At 64.5% G+C, this 26,081-nt stretch carries 18 protein-coding genes and 1 riboswitch; of the genes, 10 read left to right on the forward strand and 8 right to left on the reverse strand.

Features of this window, described 5'->3' with window-relative positions; translation table 11 throughout:
* Positions 1–11 precede the first annotated feature (11 nt).
* Positions 12–1,775, reverse strand: coding sequence for an Ig-like domain-containing protein (locus MUN81_RS02000; RefSeq protein WP_245114728.1), 1,764 nt, complete (start codon positions 1,773–1,775; stop codon positions 12–14).
* 96 nt (positions 1,776–1,871) lie between these two features.
* On the reverse strand, positions 1,872–2,777 hold the full coding sequence (locus MUN81_RS02005) for an LD-carboxypeptidase (RefSeq protein WP_245114729.1): 906 nt from the start codon (positions 2,775–2,777) through the stop codon (positions 1,872–1,874).
* A 257-nt stretch (positions 2,778–3,034) separates the two neighbouring features.
* Between MUN81_RS02005 and MUN81_RS02010 the strand changes: the two genes are divergently transcribed.
* The gene (locus tag MUN81_RS02010) at positions 3,035–5,983 is read left to right on the forward strand and encodes a T9SS type A sorting domain-containing protein (RefSeq protein ID WP_245114730.1); all 2,949 of its coding nucleotides are present in this window, start codon (positions 3,035–3,037) and stop codon (positions 5,981–5,983) included.
* A 123-nt stretch (positions 5,984–6,106) separates the two neighbouring features.
* Positions 6,107–7,357, forward strand: coding sequence for an alpha/beta hydrolase (locus MUN81_RS02015; RefSeq protein ID WP_245114731.1), 1,251 nt, complete (start codon positions 6,107–6,109; stop codon positions 7,355–7,357).
* A gap of 64 nt (positions 7,358–7,421) precedes the next feature.
* Here MUN81_RS02015 and MUN81_RS02020 read toward each other — a convergent pair whose 3' ends face one another.
* The 4 genes from MUN81_RS02020 to MUN81_RS02035 all read right to left on the reverse strand — a co-directional run bounded on the left by MUN81_RS02020 (position 7,422) and on the right by MUN81_RS02035 (position 12,598).
* Complete coding sequence (locus tag MUN81_RS02020) at positions 7,422–8,744, reverse strand: homoserine dehydrogenase (protein WP_245114732.1); 1,323 nt, start codon at positions 8,742–8,744, stop codon at positions 7,422–7,424.
* Between the two features lie 155 nt (positions 8,745–8,899).
* On the reverse strand, positions 8,900–9,925 hold the full coding sequence (gene metX, locus MUN81_RS02025) for a homoserine O-acetyltransferase (protein WP_245114733.1): 1,026 nt from the start codon (positions 9,923–9,925) through the stop codon (positions 8,900–8,902).
* Positions 9,926–10,120: 195 nt separating this feature from the next.
* The gene (locus MUN81_RS02030; RefSeq protein ID WP_245114734.1) at positions 10,121–11,500 is read right to left on the reverse strand and encodes an O-acetylhomoserine aminocarboxypropyltransferase/cysteine synthase; all 1,380 of its coding nucleotides are present in this window, start codon (positions 11,498–11,500) and stop codon (positions 10,121–10,123) included.
* Positions 11,501–11,888: 388 nt separating this feature from the next.
* Positions 11,889–12,004, reverse strand: a riboswitch (SAM riboswitch).
* A 303-nt stretch (positions 12,005–12,307) separates the two neighbouring features.
* Positions 12,308–12,598: a LysM peptidoglycan-binding domain-containing protein gene (locus MUN81_RS02035; RefSeq protein ID WP_245114735.1), complete on the reverse strand. Its 291-nt coding sequence runs from the start codon at positions 12,596–12,598 to the stop codon at positions 12,308–12,310.
* Positions 12,599–12,781: 183 nt separating this feature from the next.
* Between MUN81_RS02035 and MUN81_RS02040 the strand changes: the two genes are divergently transcribed.
* Positions 12,782–13,204 carry a hypothetical protein gene (locus MUN81_RS02040; RefSeq protein ID WP_190928760.1) on the forward strand — a complete coding sequence of 141 codons (423 nt, stop codon included), beginning with the start codon at positions 12,782–12,784 and terminating at the stop codon, positions 13,202–13,204.
* 55 nt (positions 13,205–13,259) lie between these two features.
* Here MUN81_RS02040 and MUN81_RS02045 read toward each other — a convergent pair whose 3' ends face one another.
* Positions 13,260–14,357, reverse strand: a complete 1,098-nt coding sequence (locus tag MUN81_RS02045) for a lysylphosphatidylglycerol synthase transmembrane domain-containing protein (protein ID WP_245114736.1) — start codon at positions 14,355–14,357, stop codon at positions 13,260–13,262.
* Positions 14,358–14,499: 142 nt separating this feature from the next.
* Positions 14,500–17,424: a TonB-dependent receptor gene (locus MUN81_RS02050; RefSeq protein WP_245114737.1), complete on the reverse strand. Its 2,925-nt coding sequence runs from the start codon at positions 17,422–17,424 to the stop codon at positions 14,500–14,502.
* A 306-nt stretch (positions 17,425–17,730) separates the two neighbouring features.
* Here MUN81_RS02050 and dxs point away from each other — a divergent pair, with 306 nt between their 5' ends.
* The 7 genes from dxs (at position 17,731) to MUN81_RS02085 (ending at position 25,968) form a co-directional block, all read left to right on the forward strand.
* Positions 17,731–19,674, forward strand: a complete 1,944-nt coding sequence (gene dxs / locus MUN81_RS02055) for a 1-deoxy-D-xylulose-5-phosphate synthase (RefSeq protein WP_245114738.1) — start codon at positions 17,731–17,733, stop codon at positions 19,672–19,674.
* Between the two features lie 80 nt (positions 19,675–19,754).
* On the forward strand, positions 19,755–20,192 hold the full coding sequence (locus tag MUN81_RS02060) for a hypothetical protein (RefSeq protein WP_245114739.1): 438 nt from the start codon (positions 19,755–19,757) through the stop codon (positions 20,190–20,192).
* 281 nt (positions 20,193–20,473) lie between these two features.
* Entirely contained in the window at positions 20,474–21,340 is an 867-nt protein-coding gene (locus MUN81_RS02065; protein WP_245114740.1) for an aldo/keto reductase, read from the forward strand.
* A gap of 51 nt (positions 21,341–21,391) precedes the next feature.
* A complete protein-coding gene (locus MUN81_RS02070) occupies positions 21,392–21,898 on the forward strand; it encodes a T9SS type A sorting domain-containing protein (RefSeq protein ID WP_245114741.1) in 507 nt (168 codons plus the stop codon).
* A gap of 435 nt (positions 21,899–22,333) precedes the next feature.
* The gene (locus MUN81_RS02075) at positions 22,334–23,386 is read left to right on the forward strand and encodes an aldose epimerase family protein (RefSeq protein ID WP_245117356.1); all 1,053 of its coding nucleotides are present in this window, start codon (positions 22,334–22,336) and stop codon (positions 23,384–23,386) included.
* Between the two features lie 134 nt (positions 23,387–23,520).
* A complete protein-coding gene (locus MUN81_RS02080; RefSeq protein ID WP_245114742.1) occupies positions 23,521–25,254 on the forward strand; it encodes a ribulokinase in 1,734 nt (577 codons plus the stop codon).
* Between the two features lie 12 nt (positions 25,255–25,266).
* On the forward strand, positions 25,267–25,968 hold the full coding sequence (locus MUN81_RS02085; RefSeq protein WP_245114743.1) for an L-ribulose-5-phosphate 4-epimerase: 702 nt from the start codon (positions 25,267–25,269) through the stop codon (positions 25,966–25,968).
* Positions 25,969–26,081: the final 113 nt, after the last annotated feature.

Consider the following 26,081-nt stretch of genomic DNA (forward strand, 5'->3'; position numbering starts at 1 on the left):
CCGCCGGGTAGCTACTCCACCAGCAGCTTGGCGGTGCGGGTACCGGCCCGTACCACGTAAATACCGGCTGGCGTTCCGCTCGGAAGCACCAGCGCTGCGGCACCCGTTGCGTCGGCAGTTGCGAGGAGAAGGGGGCGGCCGAGGGTATCGACCACCGCCAGCACGGCGTGCGGAGTGGCCCCCGCCACGGCCACCCAGTCGTGGGCCGGGGATGGGTAAAGGGCTAGCGTGGCCGCGGCGGCCGGCACCGTTGCCAGCGGGCCGGTACCCCCGTTGAGGCGCACGCTCACGGTGTTGGTACTGCGGTTGGTGGCCAGGAGGTCGAGGTCGCCGTCGCCATCCACATCGCCCAATACTACGCTGTTGTTGAGGCCGTTGAGGGTGGGCTGCCCGCCGGGTGGCGGGCTCGTGAAGGCGCCGCCGGCGTTGAGGCGCACGCTGGCCACGCCGTGTAGCTCGCCCGCTGCTACCACATCGAGGTCGCCGTCGCCGTCCACATCGCCCAGGGCCAGACTGGTTGGGTAGGCAGGCAAGGAGAAGCTGACGTTAGGGTTAACGTTTGCAAAGCTGCCCGCGCCGTTGTTGTGCAGCACTATCCCCGTGGTGTTGTAATACTGCGTGATGACGGCATCGAGGTCGCCGTCGCCGTCCACATCGCCCAAGGCAATGGCGTGCGGGCCGAAGCCGGCCACGACGTCGGCATTGGTGGCCGGCGCTGTAAACACCCCGGCGCCGTTGTTGAGGCGCACGCTCACCGTGCCCTGGTTGCCACTGCCAATGCTCTCGTTGGTGGCCAGCAGGTCGAGGTCGCCGTCGCCGTCCACATCGCCTAGTGCAACTTGGCGGGTGCGTGCGCCCGCCGCCACCAAGCCGTTGGTAGCCGGCACCGCAAATGCGCCGTGGCCGTCGTTGAGGCCAATGCTTACCGAACCCGTGCCGAAATTGGCCGTCACGAAATCCAAATCGCCATCGCCGTCAATGTCTCCCAGCGCCAGGTGACCGGGGCCCTGGCCCAGCGGGACGTACGCCGAGCCGGATGCGCCCAAGCGGCCGCCGCCGAGGCCGACCAGCACGGCCACCGTCTGGTCAGCTTCGTTGGCGATGAGCACATCGAGCAGGCCGTCGCCGTTCACATCGCCCAGCACCACGCTCGAAGGCATGGCGGACAGTAGCCAGTCGAAGCCGGCGGGGCTAGCGAGAAAGCGGCCGGTACCGTCGTTGAAGCGCAGGCTGAGGTTGTTGCTGCCCGCGTCGACAGTGACCAAGTCGAGGTCGCCGTCGCCATCTAGGTCGCCTACCGCCACGCTCACCGGGCGGATGCCCACGGCCGGCTCGGCGTTGGTGGCCGGGGCGGCAAATGCCCCGCGCCCCGTGCCGGCCACGGCCGTCGTGAATTGGCCCACCCAGGGCTGGGCCAAGGCGCCGGTGCTGGCCTGTGCCGCCGTGGTCACGGTATAGCGCACGGTTTCGCCGGGGCGGAAGTCGTAGGGCTGCGGGGCAAAGCGCAGGCCATTGCCGCTGACCGTAGCCGGCGTGGCGCCCCGCGAGCGCAGCCCCCCCCGCTGGCTACTAAATACCTTGAGTGCCCCGGCCGAGCCCGCCGTGAGCGGCTGGCTGAAGCTGACCACGAGCGGCCCGTTTCGAGGGGCAGCCCCGGCGTTGGCCGCCGGGGTAGTGCTGAGCACGGTAGGCGCCTGCGCCCAGGCCCTGGCAGTGGGCCACAGGAGCAGAATGGAAGCAGCGAAGTAAATGGCCCGGGGGTAGGGTTGCGTCATAGAGCAGGGTAAAATCGGGCAGCAGCAATAGTTGTGCCTCGTTTATCCCATTCTGCTCCAGGCAAAGGCATGAACAGTTGGCTGTCGGCTGGATGTTTACGCCGTCAGTCGGCCCCCTTCGTCGCCCACCGTCAGCGTCACGGTCTGGCCCACCACCAGCGCCAGGTTGTCGGCCTCGTGGCCCACGGGGAAGCCATACGCCACCGGGAAGTTGTACATCTGCGCGTAGCGGTCAATGATTTCCTCGGCTGTCACGCCGAAGGGGATGGCGTTGTCGCGCATCTGGGAGAAGTGGCCCACCACCAGGGCGGCCAGCCCCTGCAGTTGCCCGCTGCGGTGCAGGTGCAGCATCATGCGGTCGACGTGGTAGAGGTATTCGTCGAGGTCTTCCAGAAACAGAATGCGGCCCGCGAAGCCGGCCTGCGAAGCCGTGCCCGTGACCGTTTGGAGCAAGCTCAGGTTGCCACCCACCAGCTCGCCGGTGGCCGTGCCGGGGCGGTTGAGGGCGTGGGGCGCGGCCGCAATGGGCTGAAAGGGTTCACCAAACAAGGCCCGGCGCAGGGTTTCGAGCGCCAGCTCGCCGCCCTCCTGATGAAACAGCACCGGCATGACGCCGTGGATGCTGGCGTGGCCCAGGGCCAGCAGGTGCGCGTTGAGCACGGTGATGTCGGAAAAGCCGGCCACCCACTTGGGGGCGCTGCGGAAGGCCGTGAAGTCGAGCCCGTCGACGATGCGGGCGGTGCCGTAACCGCCCCGCGCGCACAGGATGGCCCGAATGCTGGGGTCGTCGAGCTGGCGCTGGAAGTCGGCGCGGCGCAGGTCGTCGGGCCCGGCAAACTGGTAGAAGTCGCCGGCAATGCTTTCGCCTAGCACCACCTCCAGGCCCCAGCTTTCGAGGGTGGCAACGGCGGGGGCTAGGTCGGTGGCCGAAATTTTGCGGGCGGGGCTCACAATGGCCACGCGCTGGCCGGCTTGCAGGGCAGGAGGGAAGGTGATGGGCATAGATGAAGCAAAGGTTGGAGTCGTTGGACGACACAGGGGCGGGGCTTTTCCGAGCCCGCCGTTGAACAAAAAGTCATTGTCACGGGGCCATATGCCGGGCTGGGACGGGCCCCTGCCTCTACGGCATTTGGGCAAGGCGGCTGCAAATAACGGGGTTCGTACCTTCGGAACCCCAGTTCCGCTGGTCGCCTAACCCTACGCCCCGTTTGTACGTCAGCCCATTGGCTTCATTCCGTTCACCTTTCACCCCATCGTCTATGAAAGCTTCTCTACTGTTTGTGTGGCTGCTGCTGCTCGGCGCCTGGCAAACTGCTGCCGCGCAGGTGCCGCTTGACACCACCGGCGGCCGGTTCTTCCAGCCCATCTACCCGGGCGCCACCGTCACCTCCGGGGTTTTGTTTGGCTCAGCGGTGAACTCGGCCGGCTTCACCCAGCAGCTTTTCATGGACATCTACCAGCCCACCGGCGACCTAAACCCGGCGCGGCCGGTCATCATCTTCGCCCACCAGGGCGGCTTCGTCACGGGCTCGCGCACCGATGCCTACATGGTGAAGGTGTGTACCCAGTTTGCCCGGCTGGGCTACGTCACGGCCAGCATCGACTACCGTTTGCTCGACATCGGCACCATTCTGTCGGGTGGCTTCGACACGGTGAACGTGGCCAAGTCGGCCATTCGGGGCATGCAGGACCTGCGGGCCGCCGTGCGCTTTTTCCGGGCCGACGCGGCCGGGGCCAACCTGTACCGCGTGAGCCCCAGCCGCATTGTGGTGGGCGGCTCGTCGGCGGGGGCTTTTGCGGCGCTGGAAGTGGGCTACCTCGATAAAGTGAGCGAAGTGCCCGCTTACGTGGGCATTGCGGCGCTGGGCGGCATCGAGGGCACCAGCGGCAACCCCGGCTACAGCAGCCAGCCGCTGGCCGTGCTCAACCTGAGCGGCGCCACCGAGCAGCCCAGCCTCATCGAGGCCGGCAACGCGCCCCTCTACAGCGCCCACGGCACCGCCGACGCCACCGTGCCCTACCTGCAAGGCAAAGTGGGCTCGGTGCTGCCGCCCAAGTACGTGTACGGCAGCGGCCGCCTCAACCCCTACGCCTCCAGCATCGGGGTGCCCAACCAGCTGCGCCGCTTCAGCAAGGCCGGACACGTGCCCTTCGAGAGCACCAGCGTGGCCGGCCTTGCCTACGCCGATACGGTGTACCGCGACGCGCGCGCCTTCCTGCGCCCGCTGCTGGCGCCCTTTGTGGCGCCGGTGTACCCCAGCCTCGTCATCAACACGAATGCCACTGTAGCGCCCGGTTCCTACCAGGACATTACCATCAACAGCGGCCAGGCCACGCTCAGCGGCAACGTGACGGTCTACGGCACGCTGGTCATCAAAAGCCTGAGCGGCCAAACGCCGGGCTCGCTCAAAACCAACTGCTTTGTGGTGGACGGGCCGGGCAGCTTCGACCTGCAGGCCGGGGCGGCGCTGCGGATTTGTGACCCGGCCGGCATTGCGGCCAGCGGTGCCACCGGGTCCATTCGCAACACGGGCACCCGCACCTTCAGCTCCGATGCCGTGTATGCGTACGACGGCACCACCGACCAGACCACCGGCACCGGCCTGCCCGCCACCGTGCGCGAGCTGGAAATAGCCGTGCCTTCGGCCAATCGAGTGACGCTGACCGGTGCGGTGAGCATTCGGCAGAAATACACTCCCACCAGCGGGCTGCTGGACAACCGCTTCCAACCCGTGACGCTGCTCTCGGGCCCGGCTGGCACGGCCCTGGTTGGGCCCGGCGCCGGCACGCAAAACAACCTGGTGACCGTACAGCTCTACTTAGACCCAAGCGTTAACCCGGGTTTGGGCTACCGGCACATTGCCTCGCCGGTAGCCCCGGCCACTATCAATGGCCTGGCTACGTTCGCTTTCACGCCCGTGCTCACTGCGGCCTACAACCAAAGCAGCCGGCCCGACCTGGTGCAGCCTTTTCCCAATGTGTTTGGCTACGAGCAGGCCCGGGCACTCACGTCGCCGGTCACGGTTTATTCCACCTTCGACAAAGGCTGGTTTGTGCCGGTATCGAATCCCGGTACGCCCAATTACCTGACCAGTAATCATGGCTACGCCGTCAACATCACCGCCGGCCAGACCCTATCCTTTACCGGCGCGTTGCCGGCTAATAACCAGGACGTCTCTTTTGCGCTCACGGGCGCTGTCAATCCCGATGCGGGCTGGCACCTGCTGGGCAGCCCGTTTGCCTCGGCCCTCAACTGGGATAATATCACCGTGCCGGCCGGCATGAGCAGCGCCATGTACGTCTTTGTGAGCACCAGCCAATACGGCGGCCAGTACCGGAGCTATGTGAACGGCCTGGGCGGCTCGGGCAGCATCATTCCGTTGGGGCAGGGCTTCTTCGTGCGCTCCCTGTCGCCGAACCCCGTGACCTTTACCTTTCCGGTCAGCGCCCGCGTCACCGACTTCGCCACGTCCAACACCCGCACCGTGCAGCGCGGCACTGCCGACAGCCGCCCCCGCCTGCGCCTGACGCTGGCCGCCGCCGCCACGCCCGCCGCTTACGACGAGGCCTACGTGTACCAAGAAGCCGGCGCCACTACCGGCCCCGACCTGCGCTTCGACGCCGCCAAGCTGCCCAACCCCAGCGGCCTGAACCTGGCCACCCTGGCCGGCTCCGAGGCCTTGGCCATCAACGGCCTGCCCGTGGCCGGCGCACCCGCCACGGTGCCGCTGGCGCTGGCCGTGCCCCAGCCGGGCGCCTACGTGCTCACGGCCGAGCAGCTGGCCAACTTCGGCCCCGGCGCCCTCACCCTCACCGATGCCCTGACGGGCACGCGCACGCCGCTGGCGCCCGGCACCCGCTACGCCTTCACGGTGGCGGGAACCACGGCCCCGGGCCGCTTCGCGCTGGAGCTGCAGGCGGCCGGCGTGCTGGCCACCAGCCCCGCGCAAACCCTGGCCGCCCAGCTGCAGGTGTACCCCAACCCGGCCGCCACCAGCTTCCGGGTCGAGCTGCCGCTGGCTACTGGTCAATCGACTACCACCGTGGCCGAACTCACCAATGCCCTCGGGCAGACCGTACGCCGCCAGGCCCTCACGGCCAGCGGCGCGGTCCTGGCCGGCGAGGTGAACGTGCGCGGCCTGGCGCCGGGCGTGTACCAGCTGCGCGTGGCGGGCACGCCGCTGGTGCGTCGCGTGGTGGTGCAATAAGTCGGAACTTGCGGCCCGGCCGGGTGTTTGGGCCACGGCCCGGCTGAGGTGTTGCTCAGGTTGTGGGAGATGCGGCGTGCCCGGCCGCTTCCCACCTTCTTTCTGCCATTTCTTTTCTTTTTTATGAAAGCACTATTTCTCTGTTTGGCGCTGCTGATTGGCGCGCGTATGGCCTCGGCGCAGGCTGTCATTGACACTACTCAGGGCCGCTACTATCAGCCCGTATTCGCCAACGTGACCGTGACCTCGGGCGTCAACTTCGGCTCGGCGGTGAACTCGGCCGGGGCCACTCAGCAGCTGCTGATGGACATTTACCAGCCCTCCGGCGACGTGCTGGCCCGGCGGCCAGTCATCATCTTCGCCCACCAGGGCGGCTTCGTCACGGGCTCGCGCACCGATGCCTACATGGTGGCCGTGTGCACCCGCTTTGCCCGGCTGGGCTACGTCACGGCCAGCATCGATTACCGCCTGCTCGATTTGGGCACCATCATTGGCGGGGGCTTCGACACGGTGAACATCGCCAAGTCGGCCATCCGGGGCATGCAGGACCTGCGGGCGGCCGTGCGCTTCTTCCGCAAAGACGCTGCCACCACCAACACCTACCGGGTGCACCCCAACTACATCACGGTGGGCGGCTCGTCGGCCGGCGCCTTCGCGGCGCTGGAAGTGGGCTACCTCGACAAGGCCAGCGAAGTGCCGGCCTACGTGGGCATTGCGGCGCTGGGCGGCATCGAGGGCACCAGCGGCAACCCCGGCTACAGCAGCCAGCCGCTGGCCGTGCTCAACCTGAGCGGCGCCACCGAGCAGCCCAGCCTCATCGAGGCCGGCAACGCGCCCCTGTGCAGCGTGCACGGCACCGCCGACGGCACCGTGCCCTACCTGCAGGGCCGCGTGGGCAGCAGCCTGCCGCCCAAGTACGTGTACGGCAGCGGTCGCCTCAACCCCCGCGCCACGCAGGTTGGCATTCGCAACACCTTGCGCACGTTGCGCGGGGCCGGCCATATTCCCTTCGAGAGCAACGCTGCCTACGCCGACACCACCTTCCGCACCATCCGCGACTTCCTGCGGCCCAGCCTGGCCCAAGCCGGCACGGTGCTTTCGGCTGTGAAAGCCAGCGCCGTCCCCGCCGCCCAAGCCTACCCCGTCCCCGCCGCCCAAGCCTACCCCGTGCCCGCCGAAGAAGCCGTGCAGCTGACCCTGCCCAAAGAATTGCTGCTGCCGTTGCAGGCCCAGCTGCTCGATGCCGCCGGCCGCGTGGTGCGCGTCATCAGTCCCGAGGCCCACGACCTGAGCATTCTGCGCAACGCCCTGAAACCGGGCGTCTACTTCCTGAAGCTTCCCGGCCAGCCGGCGTTGCGGCTGGAATTCAAGTAGGTTTCCGATAAACTAAAAACCGGGTAGGGGGCGGGGGCAAGCCCTGCACCCTACCCGGTTTGCGTTAAACCAGCGCCGCCAAGTGTTGCGCCAACACGTCGGCCGGTGCACCCAACGGCAGCACTTCGCCCACCCGGGCCACAAACACGCCGTTAGCCCGTAGCTCCTTGCGCCACGCAAACAGCTGCTCCAGCGCCACGGGGCCGGTGGCGTACGTGCCGTGCTCGTCGGTGCACAGGGTTTCGGGGGGCAGTTCCAGCCAGGTCAGCACTTCGCGCAGGGCGCCCACGTCGGGGTGGCTCACGTAGGCCTCCACGGCCAGGCCTTGGGTGAGCTGAACAGCTGCTGGCGCGTCTTGCTTGGTGTAGCCGTAGCGCAGGCCGCGCTGCAAGGCCAGCACATCGGCCAGCACGGCCGAGCCCGTGGGATGGCCCCCGGCGCCCCGCCCCCGCAGGAACTGCGCGCCGGCAAATTCCGCCTCCAGCACCACGCCGTTGAACTCGCGGTCCACGGCGTAGAGGGGCGACTCCGGCCCCACCAGCTGCGGCGTCACCAGCGCCGTGGTGTGCCCATCCGGCAAGCGGTACAAGCCCGCCACTACCTTGATTTTGCGGCCGTGCGCGGCGGCACGGGCAATGTCGGCCGCCCCAATACCTTCTATTCCCAGGTTCAGCACCTCTTCAGCGTTCAGGAAAACCCCGTAGGCGTGGGCGGCCAGAATCACGGCTTTCGAGCGCGGGTCGAAGGCGCCCATGTCGAGCGCGGGGTCGGTTTCGGCAAAGCCCTGGGCCTGGGCTTCGGCCAATGCCGGGCCGTAGTCGGAGCCGTCTTCGCCCATGCGCGTCAGCACGTAGTTCGACGAGCCGTTGAAAATACCGCTCACCGAGCGCAAGGGCTCGTGGCCGAAATACTGGTCGAGCGTGCGGATGACCGGGATGCTGCCGCACACGGCCGCTTCGTAGAGCAGCGTGCCGCCGAAATCGGCCTGCAGCTGCACCAGCTCCGGCAGGTGCCGGGCCAGCATGGCCTTGTTGGCCGTCACCACGCGGCGGCCTTGGCGCAGGGCGGCGCTCACCAGCCGGAAGGCCTCGGCCGCGTCGTCAATGACTTCAACCAGAAGGTCTACTTCGGGGTCAGCCAGGAGGTCGTCGGCATGAAAGCTGAACCGCTCGGCAGGCAATGTCCGTGGCTTGGTGGGGTTCTTCACGGCAATGCGTGTTACGACCAGGTTGAGGCCCGGCTGTTGCTGCACAATGTCGTAGAAACCCTGCCCCACGCAGCCAAAGCCAATCAGGCCGACGCGGAGCCGTGCTTGCTCGTGTTCCATCTCTGTGTTATTAATTTTATCGTTGCAAGCCTGCACGCCATCAAAAAGGTGCGTGCGCATATACTATGCACCAGGGGTTTGTGCTGCCATCGAAAAGTTTGTGCCCGGAGCTGATGCGTTGTACTCAAACAGGTTGGTTTGTGCTAATCAACTGCGTTCACTGCGTTTGAAAGCACTTTTCAGGAATGCCATCAGCGTCTGTCTTTTCCTAAAAATCAATGCACGAACGTGGGCGCGTAGAACCGCTCCAGAAAGTGCGTAATCGCGCCGGTTTCCAGCAAAAAGCCGTCGTGGCCGTAGCGCGAGTCCAGCTCGGCGTACATCGCGCCGGGGATGTGGGCGGCCAGCTCCCGCTGCTCACTCAGCGGAAACAACACGTCGGAAGTAATGCCCAGCACCAGCGTACGGGCCCCGATGCGGCGCAGAGCCGCCGCCACGCCGCCCCGGCCGCGGCCGAGGTTGTGCGAATCCATGCTGCGGCTGAGGGCCACGTAGCTGTAGGCGTCGAAGCGGGCCACCAGTTTGTCGCCCTGGTAGCGCTGGTAGCTGCTGGCGCGGTGCTCGTCCGGCAGGTCGTCGTCGGGGTCGGTTTGGGTATCGGCGTAGGCCGGGTAGCTGCGGTAGCTGAGCAGGGCAATAGCGCGGGCGGCGCGCAGGCCCTCGTCGCCCCCGCCGGGCTGGCCGGCCGCGTAGGTCGGGTCGGCCTCGATGGCCAGCCGCTGGGCTTCGTTGAAGGCAATGCCCCAGGCCGAGTGCCGGGCATTGGTGGCGATGACCACGAGGTGGTCGAACAAATCGGGGCGCTGCACGGCCCATTCCAGCGCCTGCTGCCCGCCCAGCGAGCCGCCAATCAGCGTGTGAATATCCGTCAGGCCCAGGTCCTCGCGCAGGGCCTCGTGGGCCGCCACCAGGTCCCGAATGGTCAGGCGCGGGAAGTGCTGGTAGCGCGGCCGGCCGGTGGTGGGGTCCGGGTCGCGCGGGCTGGTGCTGCCGTAGCAGGAGCCCAGCACGTTGGCGCACACAATGAAGTATTCGGCGGGGTCGTAGTAGCACCCCGGCCCCACTAGGCCCGGCCACCAGGCCAGCACGTCGGCGTTGGCCGTGAGGGCGTGGCACACCCACACCACGTTGTCGCGGTCCTCGTTGAGCTGGCCCCAGGTGCGGTACGCCACGTGGGCGCCGGCCAGGGTTTCGCCGCTTTCGAGCAGTAAATCGGGCAGGTGAAAAAGATGGTCTGACATGGGGAAACAGGTAAAAAAGTCGTTGTAGAACCAGCGCACGAGGCTAGCCCTCGGTATCTCACCCCCATCTTTCTCCAACAAACTGCAGGAAAGTGGGCCAGCCCGTGGACTGGTTCTACATCGACTGACAAGCAAAAAGCCGCCAGCGAGACTGGCTCCGGCCCACCAGGGGTGGCCCGCCGACGGCCATGGGGTTTACACTTCCAGCGGCTGAGCGTGCTCCAGCTCGGGCTCGGTCACTGCCTCGCCTTCGGTGGGCAGGCTGGCCGTGTTGCCGATGGCGTCGAACGCCGCCTGCAAATCGGCTTTGATGTCCTCGAAATGCTCAATGCCCACTGAAAGGCGCAGCGACGTGGGCGTGACGCCGGCAGCCAGCTGTTCCCCTTCGCTCAGCTGCTGGTGCGTGGAGGCCGAAGGCTGAATGATGAGCGTCTTGGCGTCGCCCACGTTAGCCAAATGGCTGATGAGCTTGAGGTTGTCGATGAACTGCGTAGCCGTTTCCTTCGAGCCCTTAATGCGGAACGAAAGCACGCCGCCGAAGCCGCGCTCCAGGTACTTCTGCGCCAGACGATGCGAAGGGCTGCTGGCCAGGCCGGGGTAGTTCACGCTTTCTACCTGCGGGTGCTGCTCCAGCCAAGTGGCTATTTTAAGGGCGTTTTCCACGGTGCGCTCCACGCGCAGGCTCAGGGTTTCGAGGCCGATGAGCAGCTGCCAGGAGTTGAAGGGGCTAATGGCCGGACCGAAGTCGCGCAGCCCTTCCACCCGCGCCCGGATGATGAAGGCGATGTTGCCAAACGGCCCGCCTTTGCCAAATACATCGTTGAAAACCAAGCCGTGGTAGCCGTCGCTGGGCTCGGTGAACTGCGGGAATTTGCCGTTGCCGAAGTCGTAGGTGCCGCCGTCCACAATCACGCCGCCGATGCTGGTGCCGTGGCCGCCAATCCACTTCGTGGCCGACTCCACCACGATGTGCGCGCCGTGTTCCAAGGGCCGGAACAGGTAGCCGCCCGCCCCGAAAGTGTTGTCCACAATCAGCGGCAAATCGTGGCGGTTGGCAATGGCCGCAACGGCTTCAAAATCAGGAATGCTGAAGCTGGGGTTGCCAATGGTTTCGAGGTAAATGGCCTTGGTGTTTTCGTCAATCAGCTCCTCGAAGCTGGCTGGGTTGTCGCCATCGGCAAAGCGTACTTCGATGCCCAACCGCTTGAAGGCCACCTTAAACTGGTTGTAGGTGCCACCGTAGAGGTAAGACGAGCTCACGAAGTTGTCGCCGGCCTGCAGGATGTTGTTGAGGGCAATGAACTGCGCCGCCTGGCCCGAGCTGGTGGCCAGCGCCGCCACGCCGCCTTCCAGCGCCGCCACGCGCTGCTCAAACACGTCGGTGGTGGGATTCATCAGGCGGGTGTAGATGTTGCCGAACTCCTTCAGGGCGAACAGATTGGCCCCGTGCTCGGCGTTCTTGAACACGTAGCTGGTGGTTTGGAAAAGGGGCACAGCGCGTGAGCCGGTGGTGGGGTCGGGCTGCTGGCCGGCGTGGAGTTGCAGGGTTTCGAAGTGCAGGGATTGAGCGGACATGATGCGGAGATGTTTGAAGGTTGAAAACCGTAATGAGTTGATTGGAAGAAGCGCTAAGCAGCTTGCATAGAGGCGTTTACAGCGCGATGAAACCCCCGGGTAAGCCCGTGTTGAAGCGGTGGGCCGAGGTCCGCCAACGGCCCCGAAAGGGCGCGCGGCAGCCCCGAGAAGCCACCAGAAAATCCAGAAAGGAGGGGAGGGGGTGCCTAAGCCGAAATCAGCTTAGCAACAACACGGGCAGCAACAGCACATTCGCATTCGAGCGAACGGGGCGGCCTGCGTGCAACGGCTTGGAGCCGAAACGAAAAAGCCCGAAACCTGGGCGCGCAAAGCAGCCGAAGGAGTCGGGTGGAAGAAGGCGGAACGAGAAGTATTTTCCATGGCACTCGAGTCATATGCCCCAGCGCGGCCAAAACCGCAGTGGGTAGGAATTGGCACCTTTCACAGGAAGGAAGGTTGCCAGCGGGTCAGGGAGCCTAGTCTCTCGCCGCTTCTGTATAAAACTTAAAAACTGCCCGCCGTTAGCAGGGAGTACCGGGTTGGTGAGGGCAAAGGTAAGCGAGAAATTTTTTGATGGGCAAGCGGTGGGGGCGAAATAAATTTTGTGGGCCGCTTATTCAAGCCGTCATGCAGAGCGCAGTGAAGCATCTCGCGTGCCACCGCTAATCAATTGATTACTTCCACGGGCAAGATGCTTCGCTACGCTCTGCATGACGTTCTTTTAACTCGCAGCGCTGCCCGACCAAACGCAAAAAAGCCACCCTGAAACAGAGTGGCTTTTCTCACCTTTTTTCTGCAAAAAAGTACCTAGAGACTAGGTAGGGTTAACACCTGACCAACTTCAATATGGTCGGGGTTACTGCCGATAGTGGCCTTGTTGGCCTCGTATATCTGATGCCACTTGGCGGCGTCGCCGTAGTGGTGTTTAGCAATTTTAGACAGCGAATCACCGCTTACCACGGTGTACGAATCGCCGGCAGTGGCTGGATTGGCACCGGCGGCATTTCCAAAAAAATCAGTGCCGCCAGCAGCCGGCTTTGCTGCGGGCTCTGCGGGTTTTTGCTCGCCTTTGTCGCTGAGAAAATCAAAGAGTCCCATGGATTTGTTCCGTTTAATGAAAAAAAAGTTTGAATGAGCCGCCCCGCGGGGTAGCCGACAGGGCCCATATACGGGCCGCTGCAGATGAGGTTACGGCGTAAACTCTTTTGCTTGTGGCTCGTAAGCCGACGAGTTTGCAACCGCAGGCTTTCTCATTCTTTCACCATTCTTTTTTTTATGCTCATGAAACTTCAGTCCCTTTTTTCGCTCCGTTATTTCGCCAGCCTGCTGCTGTTGGTGTCGTTGTTTGTCACGGCGTGTGGCAACGACAAAGGCAAGGTAGAAGGCGTGAACATGTTGTACGGTACCGACAGCAAGGTATGGAAAACTGCTAAGGAAACCGATGCCAGTGGCGACAAAGTAAAGCAAACCGACGCGCAAAAACAGCAGGAGCTTCACGTTTTTGCCAACGGCAACTACACCATGACCGACGGCGCCGCCGGGGCCGTGTCGGGCAAATACACCTTCGACCAGGCCGGTAAGACCATCACCTTCACCCCCGAAGGCAGCGCTACGGCCAACACGTTTGCGGTAGAAACCCTCACCGACGACAAGCTCACGCTGAAGTCGGCCGACGGCGCCACGCTGATGCTGGAAAAGGATTAGTCGCTAAAACTGATGCTGCCAAAAAGCCCCGGGCCGTTGCGGTCCGGGGCTTTTTTTATGTTCGGTCAGGCAGCGTATTTTGCTGGGGCCGTTTGCCAAATACCCGCGTCACCCAGCGCGGCAGGAACACCAGTCCCAGTACCAGGTACAGGTAGTAGGTCACGATGCGGTAGAGGAAAACCAGGAAGCTGGTCATGGTGGCCGTGCCGATGAACTTGCCGAAAAACGTGGGAAAGGCGCCTTCGGCAATGCCCGCGCCGCCCGGCGTGATGGCCACCAGCAAGATGACTTTGTAGGTGATGTTGCGGGCAAAAATGAACAGGAACGTGCCCGAATCCATGGGCACGAAGGCGGCAATGAGGCAGCCAATGATGGCGTAGCGAGCCGTCCAGACGAAGGCCGTGCTCACGCTGGCCCGCCACCAGTAGGCCGGGCCGTTGCCGCGCAGCTGGGCCGAGGCGCGCACCATTTCCTGGCCGTGGCGGTAGGCCGTGCGCCGCCAGCGCCGCAGCACTGGCAGCGAAAACAGCCGCACCAGCAGGCGCCGCACCGATTTGGGATTGACGAAAATGGCGTACAGCATCAGCCCCGCATAGAGCGTCACAAACAGGTAGCTTACCCCAAACGCCACCCGTAGCGTGGCCACAAAACCCGTTTGCAAGGCCTCGTGGGGGTAAAGGCCGGCCCCCGCAATGAGCACCACCAGCGGCACCATCACCACGTAGTAGAGGTTGTCGAGCAGGGCCGTTACCATGATGTAAGCCAAGCCTTTACCCAGCGGAATGCCCTCTTTTTCCAGAATAAACGGCGCCGCGCCCGTGCCGCCCTGCCCCGAGGGCAGCACGCACGACGCGAATTCCCAAATCATAATTACGTCGAGCGCCTGCCGGTAGGTGAGCTCGGTTTCGGCGATGTGGCGAATGCGGTAGATGTAGCCCAGGTCGCGGGCGGCCAGCACCAGCACGGCCACGGCCAGCCAGCGCCAGTCGGCCTGGGCCAGCGGGGCCAAGTCGCCGGGCTTGTAGCTCCGCCAAAACAGGTAGCCCACCACCAGCAGCCCCAGCGCCACCGGCAAAATGAGGCGCGACGGCCGCAAACGCTGCAAAAAATGCGCGTCAGAGTCGGCTGCGGAAGAAGGCGGGTGGTTAGGCATTGAGAATGATGAACGCCGGGCAAAAGTAGGCGCCGGCCGCCGCGTTGGCGCGGGTTAACAAAAACGGGAAGCCGGCCACAGTGGAAGCAGTGCTAGTACTTCGGCTGTGCCCGGCTTCCCGTTTTTTAGGCATCAGGCGCTGCTACGGGCGGCCGCCGGGGCTGCCGGCCGGCGTGGTGCCGTTGGGCGTGGTGGTGCCCGGCGAGGGCGCGTTGGCGGGCGCGTTCACGGGGTTGGTGGGCTGGGCCGGGGCCGGCGTGGCCGGGCGGCGCGTGGTGTCGGCCGGTTGCGCCGTGGGTGCTTGCAGGCCGGGCAGGGTGCCGGGCACCGCCGCCGGTGCGGTTTGGGACGAGTCGGCGGGGGCGCCGCTGGCAGGAGCTACCGGCTGGGCGCCGGGAGTAGCACCGGGCATGGCACCGGCCGGGCGGCCGGGGTAGCCGCCCGCCGGCGCACCCGTAGCGCCGGGACGCTGGCCGCCGGCCGGACGGCCACCGCCACCGGCGGGAGCACCGGCACCGCCAGCGCCGCCGGCGCCACCGGCGTCCAGGCCGCCACCGCCTTCGCCTTCGCTCTTCAGGTCGTCGTTGTTGATGCTCTTCGAGCGGCGCGGGGGCGTGGCCGTGAGCTTGCCGATGCGGTAGCTGAAGTTGACGCGGAAGCCCAAGATGTGCGAGGTGTTGGCGCTGGCCTGGTCAATGAGCGGCGACACCACCGTGTTGCGCACCGTGATGGTGGGCGTGAAGATGTTGTCAACCCCAAAGCCGATGCTGCCGCGCTTCTCGGCAAAGTCGCGCTTCACGCCCACGGTGTAGAAGCCCTGGCCGGACTGGTTGCCCTGCAGCTGCACCTGCCGGCCGCGGAAGCCGCCAAACGCCTGCACGCCCCACACCGGGGTGATGTTGTAGGAGCCGCCCACCCGGCCGCCGATGACAAAGCCCTCGTTGGAGGAGGCGAAGTTGCGGTCGGGCACGTTGTTGGTGAGGGTGGTGTAATAAAAGTCGGCGCCGCCGTTCAGGGTAAGCTTGCCGTTGTTGATGTTGGCGAAGATGCTGCCGCCGTAGGCATTCTGCTGGCCGATGTTGGCGTAGCTGGTCGACACGGTATCGATGCCGCGCACCGTACGCAGGGCCTCAATGGAGCCGGTGGTGTTGCGCACGAAGGTGCTGAAGCTCAGGTTCAGGCGCTTGTAGAAGGTGCTGTAGCCCAGTTCGTAGTTGTTGGTGTATTCGGGCGAGAGGTAGGGGTTGCCCTGGCTCACGTTCTTGGGGTTCTGCGCGTTCACGTTGGGGTTCAGGAACTGCAGCGAGGGGCGCTGAATGCGGCGGTTGTACGCCAGCTTCAGCACGTTGCCGTTCGAGAGCTTGCGCGAGAGGTTCACGCTGGGCACCAGCACGCCGTAGTCGGGAATGTTGGCCGCCTCGGAGCGCGCAAAATTGGCCTGAATGGTGGTGTACTCGTAGCGTACGCCGGGCTTCAGGGTGAAGCCTTTGGGCAGGCCCAGGGTGTAGGCGGCGTAGCCGGCCGTCACGTTCTGGCGGTAAGTAAACACGTTGCTGGCCGAGGTGAGGCCCACCGTGGGCAGCACTTCGCCCCCGGCGCCGTAGGAGGTGGTGGCGTAGTCCGAATTCACCCGCCGCAAAATGTTCTTGGCGCCCACTTCCAGAATCTGGGTTTTGCTGATGGGGTTCTGGTAATCAAGCTGAACCGTGTATTCTTCGTTGTAGCTCGGGTTATCGTTTTCGATGCGCGCCGGGCCGGGCTGCGTCGAGCCCAGAATGGTGTTCGTGAAGTTGTTGGTGCGGTCGTTGCGGCTGAACAGCGTGAGAATGCTGAGCTCGTGCTGCGGCTTTTCGAAGCTATGCGTGTAGGTCAGGCTGGCGTCCACGGTGCCCGAATTGTCTTTCGAGTAGGTGTCGCGCAGGTCGCTGCTGAGGGGCGTGCCGCCGGCCACCGTGCCGGCGTAGGTGTTGCGCAGCAGGCCGTCCTGGTAGTTGCTGCCGCTGCGCGTGCCATACGAAATAGACGCCTGCAGGGAATTAAACTTGTTGATGTCGTAGTCCCAGCCGAACTGGTAGCGCCCAAAAATGCCCTGGTTGCGGGTATCGGCACTTTGCACCGTGGTAGTAGCCGCGCCGGTGGCCAGGCTGCGCGTCACCTGCGTGTTGGTGAACTCGCCGGGCGTGTTGTACTGCGAGCGGCCGAAGCCGCCCAGCGAGAAGCCCATTTTGCCAGTGCGCAGGCTGCCCTGCAGGCCCAGGTTGGTGCTGCGCAGGCCGGCGCTCAGGTTCACGCCCAAGGTGGCGCCGCGCAGGTCGTTGGTTTTGGTGACAATGTTGATGATGCCGCCCGAGCCTTCGGCGTCGTATTTGGCCGAGGGCGAGGTGATGACCTCCACGGTCTTAATCTGCTCGGCCGGAATCTGCTTCAGGGCGTCGGCAATGCTGCTGGCCGCAATGGTCGAGGGCTTGTTGTTGATGAGCACCCGAATGCTGGAGCTGCCGCGCAAACTCACGTTGCCGTCGAGGTCCACGCTCAGCATGGGCACGCGCTTGAGCACGTCGGTGGCGTCGCCGCCGCGGGTGGTCTGGTCGTTTTCGGCGTTGTACACGGTGCGGTCTACTCGCTCCTCAATCAGGGCCTTCTGGCCCGTCACCACCACTTCGCCCAGCTTTTGGGCCGCCACGGCCAGCTTCACCGTGCCCAGGTCGGTGGCATTGCCCGCCGTGACTACCACGCCCGGGCGCTCTTCGTTCTTGTAGCCCACAAAGCTTACCTGCACCGTGTAGGTGCCGGCCGGAATGCCGGGCAGCACAAACTTGCCGTCGTCGCCGCACACGCCGCCGTTCACCGGGTTGCCGGCGGCATCCAGCACCGCCACCGAGGCGTAGGAAACCGGCTTGCCGGTGGTGGCGTCGGTTACGGTGCCGCTGACGCGGCCGGCCGCGGCGCGGGGCGCTGCCGCAGCGGGGCGGGCACCCCCGCCCGGGGTCTGTTGGCCTGCGGCCAGGTGAGCGGTGCCCAGCAGGGCAGAGAGCAGAACGGCGGTAGCCGGTATATTTCGTTTCATACAATGCATAACGCCCAAAGTGCCGTCGCGGGGGCCGGAGGTTGCATCCGGCGTCTTTATTTTATGATTAATGGATGGGTAACAGCTATGCGCCCCAATCGGCTTGCCGATACGCAAAGGTCCGGGCGAAAGCCAGCCGCCCCGGCAAAAACTAGATTATCAACGCCCAAACCCCGACCAAGCCCCCGATTCTGCCGCTTCCCAACAACCGCTCTTCGTTCGCCGTCGTACCTTTGTGCCGGCCCCACAATCTTTTAGCGGGTCAGGCGGTTACATACCGTCACTACTCCCACCACGCCTGCCCCGATGATAGTTGAACCCGGCCCGCTGCTCGCGGCGATTGACTCGCCCGACGACCTCAAAAAGCTTGCTCCTGAGCAATTAGTCCAGCTGAGCACTGAGCTGCGCGAGTTTATTATTGATTCGGTGAGCATCTACGGCGGCCACTTCGGCGCCTCGCTGGGCGTGGTCGAGCTGAGCGTGGCCCTGCACTACGTCTTCAACACGCCCTACGACCAGCTGGTGTGGGACGTGGGCCACCAGGCCTACGGCCACAAAATCCTGACCGGCCGCCGCGACCGGTTCCCCACCAACCGCCGCTACCACGGCATGTCGGGCTTCCCCAAGCGCAGCGAGAGCGAGTACGACGCCTTTGGCGTGGGCCACAGCAGCACGAGCATCGGCGCAGCGCTGGGCATGGCCGTGGCGTCGGACTACAAGGGCGAGAAAGACCGCCAGCACATTGCCGTCATCGGCGACGGCGCCATGACGGCCGGCATGGCCTTTGAGGCCCTGAACCACGCCGGCGTGGCCAATTCCAACCTGCTGGTTATCCTGAATGACAACTGCATGAGCATCGACCCCAATGTGGGCGCGCTCAAAGAATACCTCACCGACATCACCACTTCCCGCACCTACAACAAGGTGCGCGACGAGCTGTGGAACGTACTCGGCAAGCTCTCCAAATTCGGCCCCAACCCCCAGCAGATTGCCCGCAAAGTAGAGGCCGCCATGAAGGCCACGTTGCTCAAACAAAGCAACCTGTTCGAGGCCCTGAAATTCCGCTATTTCGGCCCCGTGGATGGCCACGACGTGCAGCACCTCGTCACCATCCTGAATGACCTGAAAAATATTCCGGGCCCCAAGCTGCTGCACTGCGTGACGGTGAAGGGCAAGGGCTACGCGCTGGCCGAAAAAGACCAGACGCTGTGGCACGCGCCGGGCTTGTTCGACAAAATCACGGGCGAGATTTACAAGAAAACGCCCGAGAAGCCGCAGCCGCCCAAGTATCAGGACGTGTTCGGCCATACGCTGGTGGAACTAGCCGAGGCCAACGACAAAATCATGGGCGTGACGCCGGCCATGCCTTCGGGCTCGTCGCTGAACATCATGATGGCCGCCATGCCCGACCGCGCCTTTGACGTGGGCATTGCCGAGCAGCACGCCGTCACGTTCTCGGCCGGCCTGGCCACGCAGGGCTTGGTGCCGTTCTGCAACATCTACTCCTCGTTCATGCAGCGTGGCTACGACCAGGTGGTGCACGACGTGGCCCTGCAAAACCTGCACGTGGTGTTCTGCCTCGACCGCGCCGGTTTTGCCGGGGCCGACGGCCCCACCCACCACGGCTGCTACGACCTGGCCTACATGCGCTGCATCCCCAACATCGTGGTGTCGGCCCCGATGAACGAGCAGGAACTGCGCAACCTGATGTACACCGCCACCCTGCCCGAAAACGCCGGCCCCTTCAGCATCCGCTACCCACGCGGCGAGGGCGTGATGCCCGAGTGGCGCACGCCGCTGCAGCGCGTGGCCATCGGCACGGGCCGCGTGGTGCGCGAGGGCGAAGAGGGCGGCGTGGCCATCCTCAGCATCGGCCACATCGGCAACTACGCTGTGAAAGCCACCGACACGCTGTTGGCCGAAGGCCTCGACGCGGGCCACTACGACATGCGCTTCTGCAAGCCGCTGGACGAGGAAATGCTGCGCGACATCGCCCGCCGTTACCGCGCCATCGTGACCGTGGAAGACGGCTGCCTACCCGGCGGCTTCGGCTCGGCCGTGCTGGAGTTCCTCACCGACCACGGCTTCCACCTGCCCGTGCGCCGCCTCGGCATCCCCGACCGCGTGGTGGAGCACGGCACCCAGGACGAGCTCTACAAAGAGTGCGGCTTCGACGCCGCCGGCATTGCCGCCGCTGTGCGCGAGCTGAGTGCCAAAGTGGGGAATCAAGTGCTGCAAACGTTGGTTTAAACAGCTGCCGCACGGTGCCAGCCGTTGGGCTGCCAAGCGGCGTCTTGTTGCCTTATTCCTTTCCCCAATCCATTAGCTTTATGCGAATTTCCACCCTTATAGCCCCGGCTTTGCTGCTTGGCGCGGTTCTTACCGGCTGCAGCGAAGACCAGCCCACGCCCACCAACACCGCCGTTGAGTCAGCCATCAAGGTGACGGTGTCGGAAGCCGGCGCTCCGCCCTATGAGCTCAAGGAAGCCCGTCTTATCGATGCCTCCTACCAGACCGGCGCCCCGCGCCTGAGCCTTTCCGGCAAGCTTAGCGGCGGCAAAACCCTGACGCTGTACTTCTCCAAAGGCACCGCCACCACCGCCTACACCACCAATGCCCTGACCAGCAGCCTGGAAGGCGCCCCCGGTGCTAATGAGTCCGGCACCACTACTTACGACACAAAAACCCGCATTGCCAGCGGGCAATTCCGCACCACCTTCACCGGCGTGGGAGAAATAGTAGGCTCCTTCCCAGAGATTCAGCTGTAAGGTTTTCACGGCCGAAGCTGCCGCAACTGTGACGTACAGAAGCCCCCGTAGCATTGGCTGCGGGGGCTTCTTGGCTTTTCAGAATTTTGCCAAGATTGGGGGCAGCGCTTTCTTCCTTGAGTATATATGCCCTGGAAGGCAATGCCAGCCTGTTGCGTCTGAACCCGGCGCCCTGCTGAACTCAACACTAAAACATTTGCTACCGCCGGCCGTCTTCCTTGTAAGGCAACGGCTGGCAAAGTCTGCCGTTGCACACTTCACTTATCCCAGTTTGCAACCCCATGTCTGATACCAGCACCTCAACTTACCCCACCACCTTTGCCCTCGGCGGCGACCTCACGGTGAACCGTCTCGGCTACGGCGCTATGCGCATCACCGGCGACGGCATCTGGGGCCCGCCGCGCGACCATGCCGAATCCATTCGCGTGCTGCGGCGCGCCGTCGAACTCGGCGTCAACTTCATCGACACGGCCGACAGCTACGGGCCCAACGTGTCGGAAGAGCTGATTGCCGAAGCCCTGCACCCGTACCCGGCCGGCCTTGTCATCGGCACCAAGGGCGGACTGCTGCGCACCGGGCCCAACGAGTGGCCCATCGACGCCAGCCCCCGGCACCTCGAAGAAGCCCTGCACGGCAGCCTCAAGCGGCTGAAGCAGGAGCGGATTGACCTCTACCAGCTCCACCGCGTCGACCCGAACGTGCCGTTTGAACAGACGCTGGAGTTTCTGCAGAAAGCGCAACAGCAGGGCCTTATCCGGCACGTCGGACTGTCGGAGGTGTCGGTGGAGCAGATTAAAAAAGCCCAGGAATACGTGAAAGTGGTGTCGGTGCAGAACATGTACAGCGTCGACAACCGCAAGTGGGAAGCCGAGCTCACTTACACCCGCGAGCAGGGCATGGCCTTCATTCCGTGGTACCCGCTGGCGGGCGGTAACGCCCAGGCCCTGGCCGCCCTCGAAGCCACGGCCCGCAAGCACGGCGCCACGCCGCAGCAAATTGCCCTGAGCTGGCTGCTGCACCACTCGCCCAACGTCCTGCTCATTCCGGGCACGTCGAAGGTGAAGCACCTCGAAGAAAACATGAAAACCGCCGACATCCGGCTCTCGGCCGATGACATGGCCGCCCTGGACGCCATCGGCTCCCGCTAGGCCCCAGGCACAGCGGCTTCATGAACAGCAAAAACGCCCCGCCTGAGCTGGGTGACGGCTTCGGAAAAGCACAACGCCTACTTCGCCGTGGAGCGCAGCACCGACGGCCAGCGCTTTGCTGAAGTGGGCCGGCGCGACGGCGCGGGCACCTCGGCTACCCGCACCGAGTATGAGTTCTTGGACGCCAGCTTCCGGGCCTCGGCCAGCGGCCAGGTGTATTACCGCCTGCGCCAGGTGGACACCAACGGCGAGCACAGCTACTCGCCCGTGCAAAGCCTGCAAACCGCCAAGGCCGAAACCGTATTCGTAGCCACGGTATTCCCCAACCCCTACGAGGGGGGCGAGGCCACTGTGGAACTGACCACGCATCAGGACGCCGCCGTGACGTTTACGGTGCGGAACATACTGGGCCAGACGGTGCTTACCGGCACGGCCCCGGCCCAGCCCGGCACCCAGCGCATTGCCCTGCCGCGGGCCGCCACCCTGCCCGTGGGCGTGTACTACCTCACCGTGCGCCAGGGCAATGCCCGCCAGGTGCTGCGCCTGAGCTGCCGCTAGGCCCCGCCAGCGCAGCCCGTACGAAAGACCGGAGCCGAGCGGCTCCGGTCTTTTTTTGTGGGTATCGGAAGGAAAAGGTGCGGCGGGCAAGGCCCCTGACGGGCTATGGCGGTTGCTTTTAAGCACACAAAGGCTGATAGCAACTGTCCCTTGGCGGAAGCAGAATAAGCTCCCGCGCTTGGCGCTGTACAGGGAATGGTGCTATATTGCACAATCGATTGTGTAACCTTGTGTGAAGGTCGTGTTTTTGCGATACTGCCTTTTTCCTGACCCTTTCAAACCCACCTTATGATTTCAGTTCGCCGTCTTGGGCAATTGGCCGTAACACTGCCCGGCCTGCTGTTGCTGGCCGCCTGCGGGGCCAACAACTCTGCTGAGCAAACCACCACCACGGCATCGGCCCCGGCCGATACCGCCCAAACGAAATCCACCGCCATGCCCACCTCCGCTTCTTTCGGCAAAACCACCGACGGCACCGAAGTGCAGCTCTTCACCCTCGCCAACGCCAACGGCGTGAAGGCCACCATCACCAACTACGGCGGCATTCTGACCAGCCTGCTGGTGCCGGACAAGGACGGCAAGCTGGGCGACGTCATCCTTGGCTTCGATAACGTGAGCGGCTACCAGAGCCCTGCGTTTCTGAAGGCCGGGCCGTACTTCGGTGCCCTTATCGGGCGCTACGGCAACCGCATCAAGGGCGGTAAATTCACGCTGGACGGCAAGGAATATACCCTGGCCAAAAACAACGGGCCGAACAGCCTGCACGGCGGCCTCAAAGGCTTCGACAAAGTGGTGTGGACGGCCGAGCCCGGCGCCGCGGCCGACGGCCAGAGCCTGAAGCTGAGCTACGTGAGCAAAGACGGCGAGGAAGGCTACCCCGGTACCCTGAACGTGGCCGTGGTGTATACCCTCACCAACGACAACGCCCTGCGCATCGACTACACCGCCACTACGGATAAGGCCACGCCCATCAACCTCACCAACCACGCCTACTTCAACCTGAACCACGGCGCCGGCAAGGACGTGCTGGGCCACGAAGTGACGCTGCCCGCCGACCGCTACACCGTGGTGGACGCCACCCTGATTCCGACCGGCGAGCTGCGACCGGTGAAGGGCACGCCCTTCGATTTCACCACGCCCCACGCTATTGGCGAGCGCATCGCGCAGGTGCCCGGCGGCTACGACCACAACTGGGTGCTGAACGGCACGGGCGCGGCCCACGCCGCGGCCACTGTGTACGAGCCCACCACGGGCCGCACCCTGGAAGTGACCACCGATGAGCCCGGTATTCAGTTCTACACCGGCAACTTCCTCGACGGCACCCTCACGGGCAAGGGCGGTACCGTGTACGGCAAGCACGCCGGCTTCTGCCTCGAAACCCAGCACTTCCCCGACTCGCCCAACCAGCCCAAGTTCCCCAGCACGATTCTAAAGCCGGGCGAAACCTACCACACCGTGAGTACCTACAAGTTCGGCGTGCGGAAGTAAGGAATCAACAACGAAACCCGTCCGTCATGCAGAGCGCAGCGAAGCATCTCGCTCGCACAACGCAATTATTTGCTGCGAGCGAGATGCTTCGCTGCGCTCTGCATGACGGACGGTATTAACCTCAATATATCCCCGTGGACCAACCCACTACTCCTGCCTACGTCATCGGCGTCGACTACGGCACCGACTCGGTGCGCGCCGTGCTCGTCGATGCCCGCACCGGCGCCGAAAAAGCCCAGGCCGTGCACAACTACTCCCGCTGGAAAACCCTGCAGTACTGCAACCCCACCCGCAACCAGTTCCGTCAGCATCCGCTCGACTACATCGAAGGGCTGGAAAGCGTGGTGCGCCGCGTGACCCAAGCCGTGCCCGCCGACCAAATCAAAGGGCTGGCCGTGGACACCACCGGCTCGACGCCCGGCCCGGTGAATGCCGACGGTGTGGCCCTGGGCATGCTGCCCGAGTTTGCCGAGAACCCCAACGCCCTGTTCGTGCTCTGGAAAGACCACACGGCCCTGGACGAAGCCGCCGAAATCAACCACAAGGCCCGCACCTGGGGCGGCGAGGACTACACCAGGTTTGAGGGCGGTATCTATTCCTCGGAGTGGTTCTGGGCCAAAATAACCCACGTGCTGCGCGAGGATGACGCCGTGGCCCAGGCCGCGCACTCCTGGATGGAGCACTGCGACTGGATGACCCTGCTGCTGACCGGCAGCGAGCTGGCCAGCTTCAAGCGCAGCCGCTGCGCCGCTGGCCACAAGGCCATGTGGCACGAAAGCTGGGGCGGTCTGCCCTCCGAGGAGTTTCTGGTGCACCTCGAACCAAAGCTGGCCGGTTTACGCAATCGATTATTTACCGAAACCCACACCGCCGACGAGGTAGCCGGCCACCTTTCCGAAGAGTGGGCCCAGCGCCTCGGCCTGAGCACCGACACTGTTGTCGCGGTAGGCTCCTTCGATGCCCACGCCGGTGCGGTGGCGGGCGAAATCGAAGCTTACTCCATGGTGAAGGTGATGGGCACGAGCACCTGCGACATCGTGGTAGCGCCGACTTCTGAGGTAGGCGACCACCTCGTGGCCGGCATCTGCGGGCAAGTGGATGGCTCCGTAATTCCGGGTATGCTGGGGCTGGAAGCCGGGCAGTCAGCTTTTGGCGACTTGCTGGCCTGGTTCCGCCAGATGCTTGAGTGGCCCCTGCAAAACGTGCTGAGTACTTCCAAAGTGCTGACGCCGGAGCTGCAAGCAGCCCTGCGCGAGGAAATGAGCGAGCAGCTGCTCCGGCAGCTAAGCGAAGCCGCCGCGAAGGTGGACCCGGCTGAATCGCAGGTATTGGCCCTGGATTGGGTGAACGGCCGCCGCACGCCCGACGCCAACCAGGCCCTGAAAGGCGCCCTGATGAACCTGACCATGGGCACCAGCGCCCCGCAGGTATTCCGGGCGCTGGTGGAGGCCATTTGCTACGGCTCGAAGCAGATTGTGGAGCGGTTTGAGGAGGAAGGCATTGCCATCAAGCAGGTTATCGGCATCGGTGGCGTGGCCAAGAAGTCGCAGTTTGTGATGCAGACGCTGGCTGACGTGCTCGACCGGCCCATCAAAATTGCCGTGTCGGAGCAGGCGCCGGCGCTGGGCGCGGCCATGTACGCGGCCGTAGCCGCCGGCCTGCACGCCGACGTGCTCACGGCCCAGCGGGCCATGGGCAGCGGCTTTGCCGAAACCTACACGCCCAACCCCGCCCGCGTGGCCGACTACGCCGCCCGCTACGCGCAGTATCAGGCTTTCGGACGGTTCGTGGAGGCCGCAACGTTGGGAGAGATTGAGCCAGTTGTGGAAACCGAAACCTCTGCCATTACCACTGCTGCGCGCAGTTAGCCCGTACCCCCAATGAGCCAATACCAGGACCTGAAAAAGGCGTGCTACGACGCCAACATGCAACTGCCCAAACTCGGGCTGGTGCTCTTCACCTTCGGCAACGCCAGCGTGGTCGACCGCGAGCAGCAAGTATTCGCCATCAAGCCCAGCGGCGTGCCCTACGAGCTGCTGAAGCCGGAAGACATTGTCATTCTCGACTTCGCCAACAACGTGCTGGAAGGGAAGAAGCGGCCGAGCTCCGACACCAAGACCCACGCCGTGCTGTATAGCCACTGGGAGCATATCGGCGGCATCGTACACACGCACAGCACCTACGCCACCGCCTGGGCCCAGGCCCAACTCGACATCCCCATCCTCGGCACCACTCACGCCGACCACCTCACCGTGGACATTCCCTGCGCCCCGCCCATGGAAGACGCCATGATTGCGGGCGACTACGAGCACCAGACCGGCTGGCAAATCCTGAACGAGTTCCAGCGCCGCGGTCTCTCGCCCTCCGAAGTAGAAATGGTGCTACTGGCCAACCACGCCCCCTTCACCTGGGGCAAAACCGTGGACAAAGCCGTGTACAACAGCGCCGTGCTCGAAGAAGTGGCCCGCATGGCCTACCTCAGCTGCACCCTGCGCCCGGAGGTGCCGCGCCTCAAGGACGCCCTCATTCGCAAGCACTACGAGCGCAAGCACGGCGTGAATTCCTACTACGGGCAGTCGTAGCGCCCGATAGCGCGGGGCTCTGCCCCGTGCTGACTATTCGCAGGCCTTCGGCCTGCAATTGTTGAACAGTTCCGAAAGAATCGTTCCGGCGACGCGGGCCAGAGGCCCACAAA

The sequence above is a fragment of the Hymenobacter sp. 5317J-9 genome (genome assembly GCF_022921075.1).
Classification (GTDB): domain Bacteria; phylum Bacteroidota; class Bacteroidia; order Cytophagales; family Hymenobacteraceae; genus Hymenobacter.

Bases quoted from the DNA above. Each gene is read 5' to 3' on its own strand.
- MUN81_RS02000 (WP_245114728.1), bottom strand. From the start codon at position 1,775: ATGACGCAACCCTACCCCCGGGCCATTTACTTCGCTGCTTCCATTCTG.
- MUN81_RS02005 (WP_245114729.1), bottom strand. From the start codon at position 2,777: ATGCCCATCACCTTCCCTCCTGCCCTGCAAGCCGGCCAGCGCGTGGCC.
- MUN81_RS02010 (WP_245114730.1), top strand. From the start codon at position 3,035: ATGAAAGCTTCTCTACTGTTTGTGTGGCTGCTGCTGCTCGGCGCCTGG.
- MUN81_RS02015 (WP_245114731.1), top strand. From the start codon at position 6,107: ATGAAAGCACTATTTCTCTGTTTGGCGCTGCTGATTGGCGCGCGTATG.
- MUN81_RS02020 (WP_245114732.1), bottom strand. From the start codon at position 8,744: ATGCGCACGCACCTTTTTGATGGCGTGCAGGCTTGCAACGATAAAATT.
- metX (WP_245114733.1), bottom strand. From the start codon at position 9,925: ATGTCAGACCATCTTTTTCACCTGCCCGATTTACTGCTCGAAAGCGGC.
- MUN81_RS02030 (WP_245114734.1), bottom strand. From the start codon at position 11,500: ATGTCCGCTCAATCCCTGCACTTCGAAACCCTGCAACTCCACGCCGGC.
- MUN81_RS02035 (WP_245114735.1), bottom strand. From the start codon at position 12,598: ATGGGACTCTTTGATTTTCTCAGCGACAAAGGCGAGCAAAAACCCGCA.
- MUN81_RS02040 (WP_190928760.1), top strand. From the start codon at position 12,782: ATGAAACTTCAGTCCCTTTTTTCGCTCCGTTATTTCGCCAGCCTGCTG.
- MUN81_RS02045 (WP_245114736.1), bottom strand. From the start codon at position 14,357: ATGCCTAACCACCCGCCTTCTTCCGCAGCCGACTCTGACGCGCATTTT.
- MUN81_RS02050 (WP_245114737.1), bottom strand. From the start codon at position 17,424: ATGAAACGAAATATACCGGCTACCGCCGTTCTGCTCTCTGCCCTGCTG.
- dxs (WP_245114738.1), top strand. From the start codon at position 17,731: ATGATAGTTGAACCCGGCCCGCTGCTCGCGGCGATTGACTCGCCCGAC.
- MUN81_RS02060 (WP_245114739.1), top strand. From the start codon at position 19,755: ATGCGAATTTCCACCCTTATAGCCCCGGCTTTGCTGCTTGGCGCGGTT.
- MUN81_RS02065 (WP_245114740.1), top strand. From the start codon at position 20,474: ATGTCTGATACCAGCACCTCAACTTACCCCACCACCTTTGCCCTCGGC.
- MUN81_RS02075 (WP_245117356.1), top strand. From the start codon at position 22,334: ATGCCCACCTCCGCTTCTTTCGGCAAAACCACCGACGGCACCGAAGTG.
- MUN81_RS02085 (WP_245114743.1), top strand. From the start codon at position 25,267: ATGAGCCAATACCAGGACCTGAAAAAGGCGTGCTACGACGCCAACATG.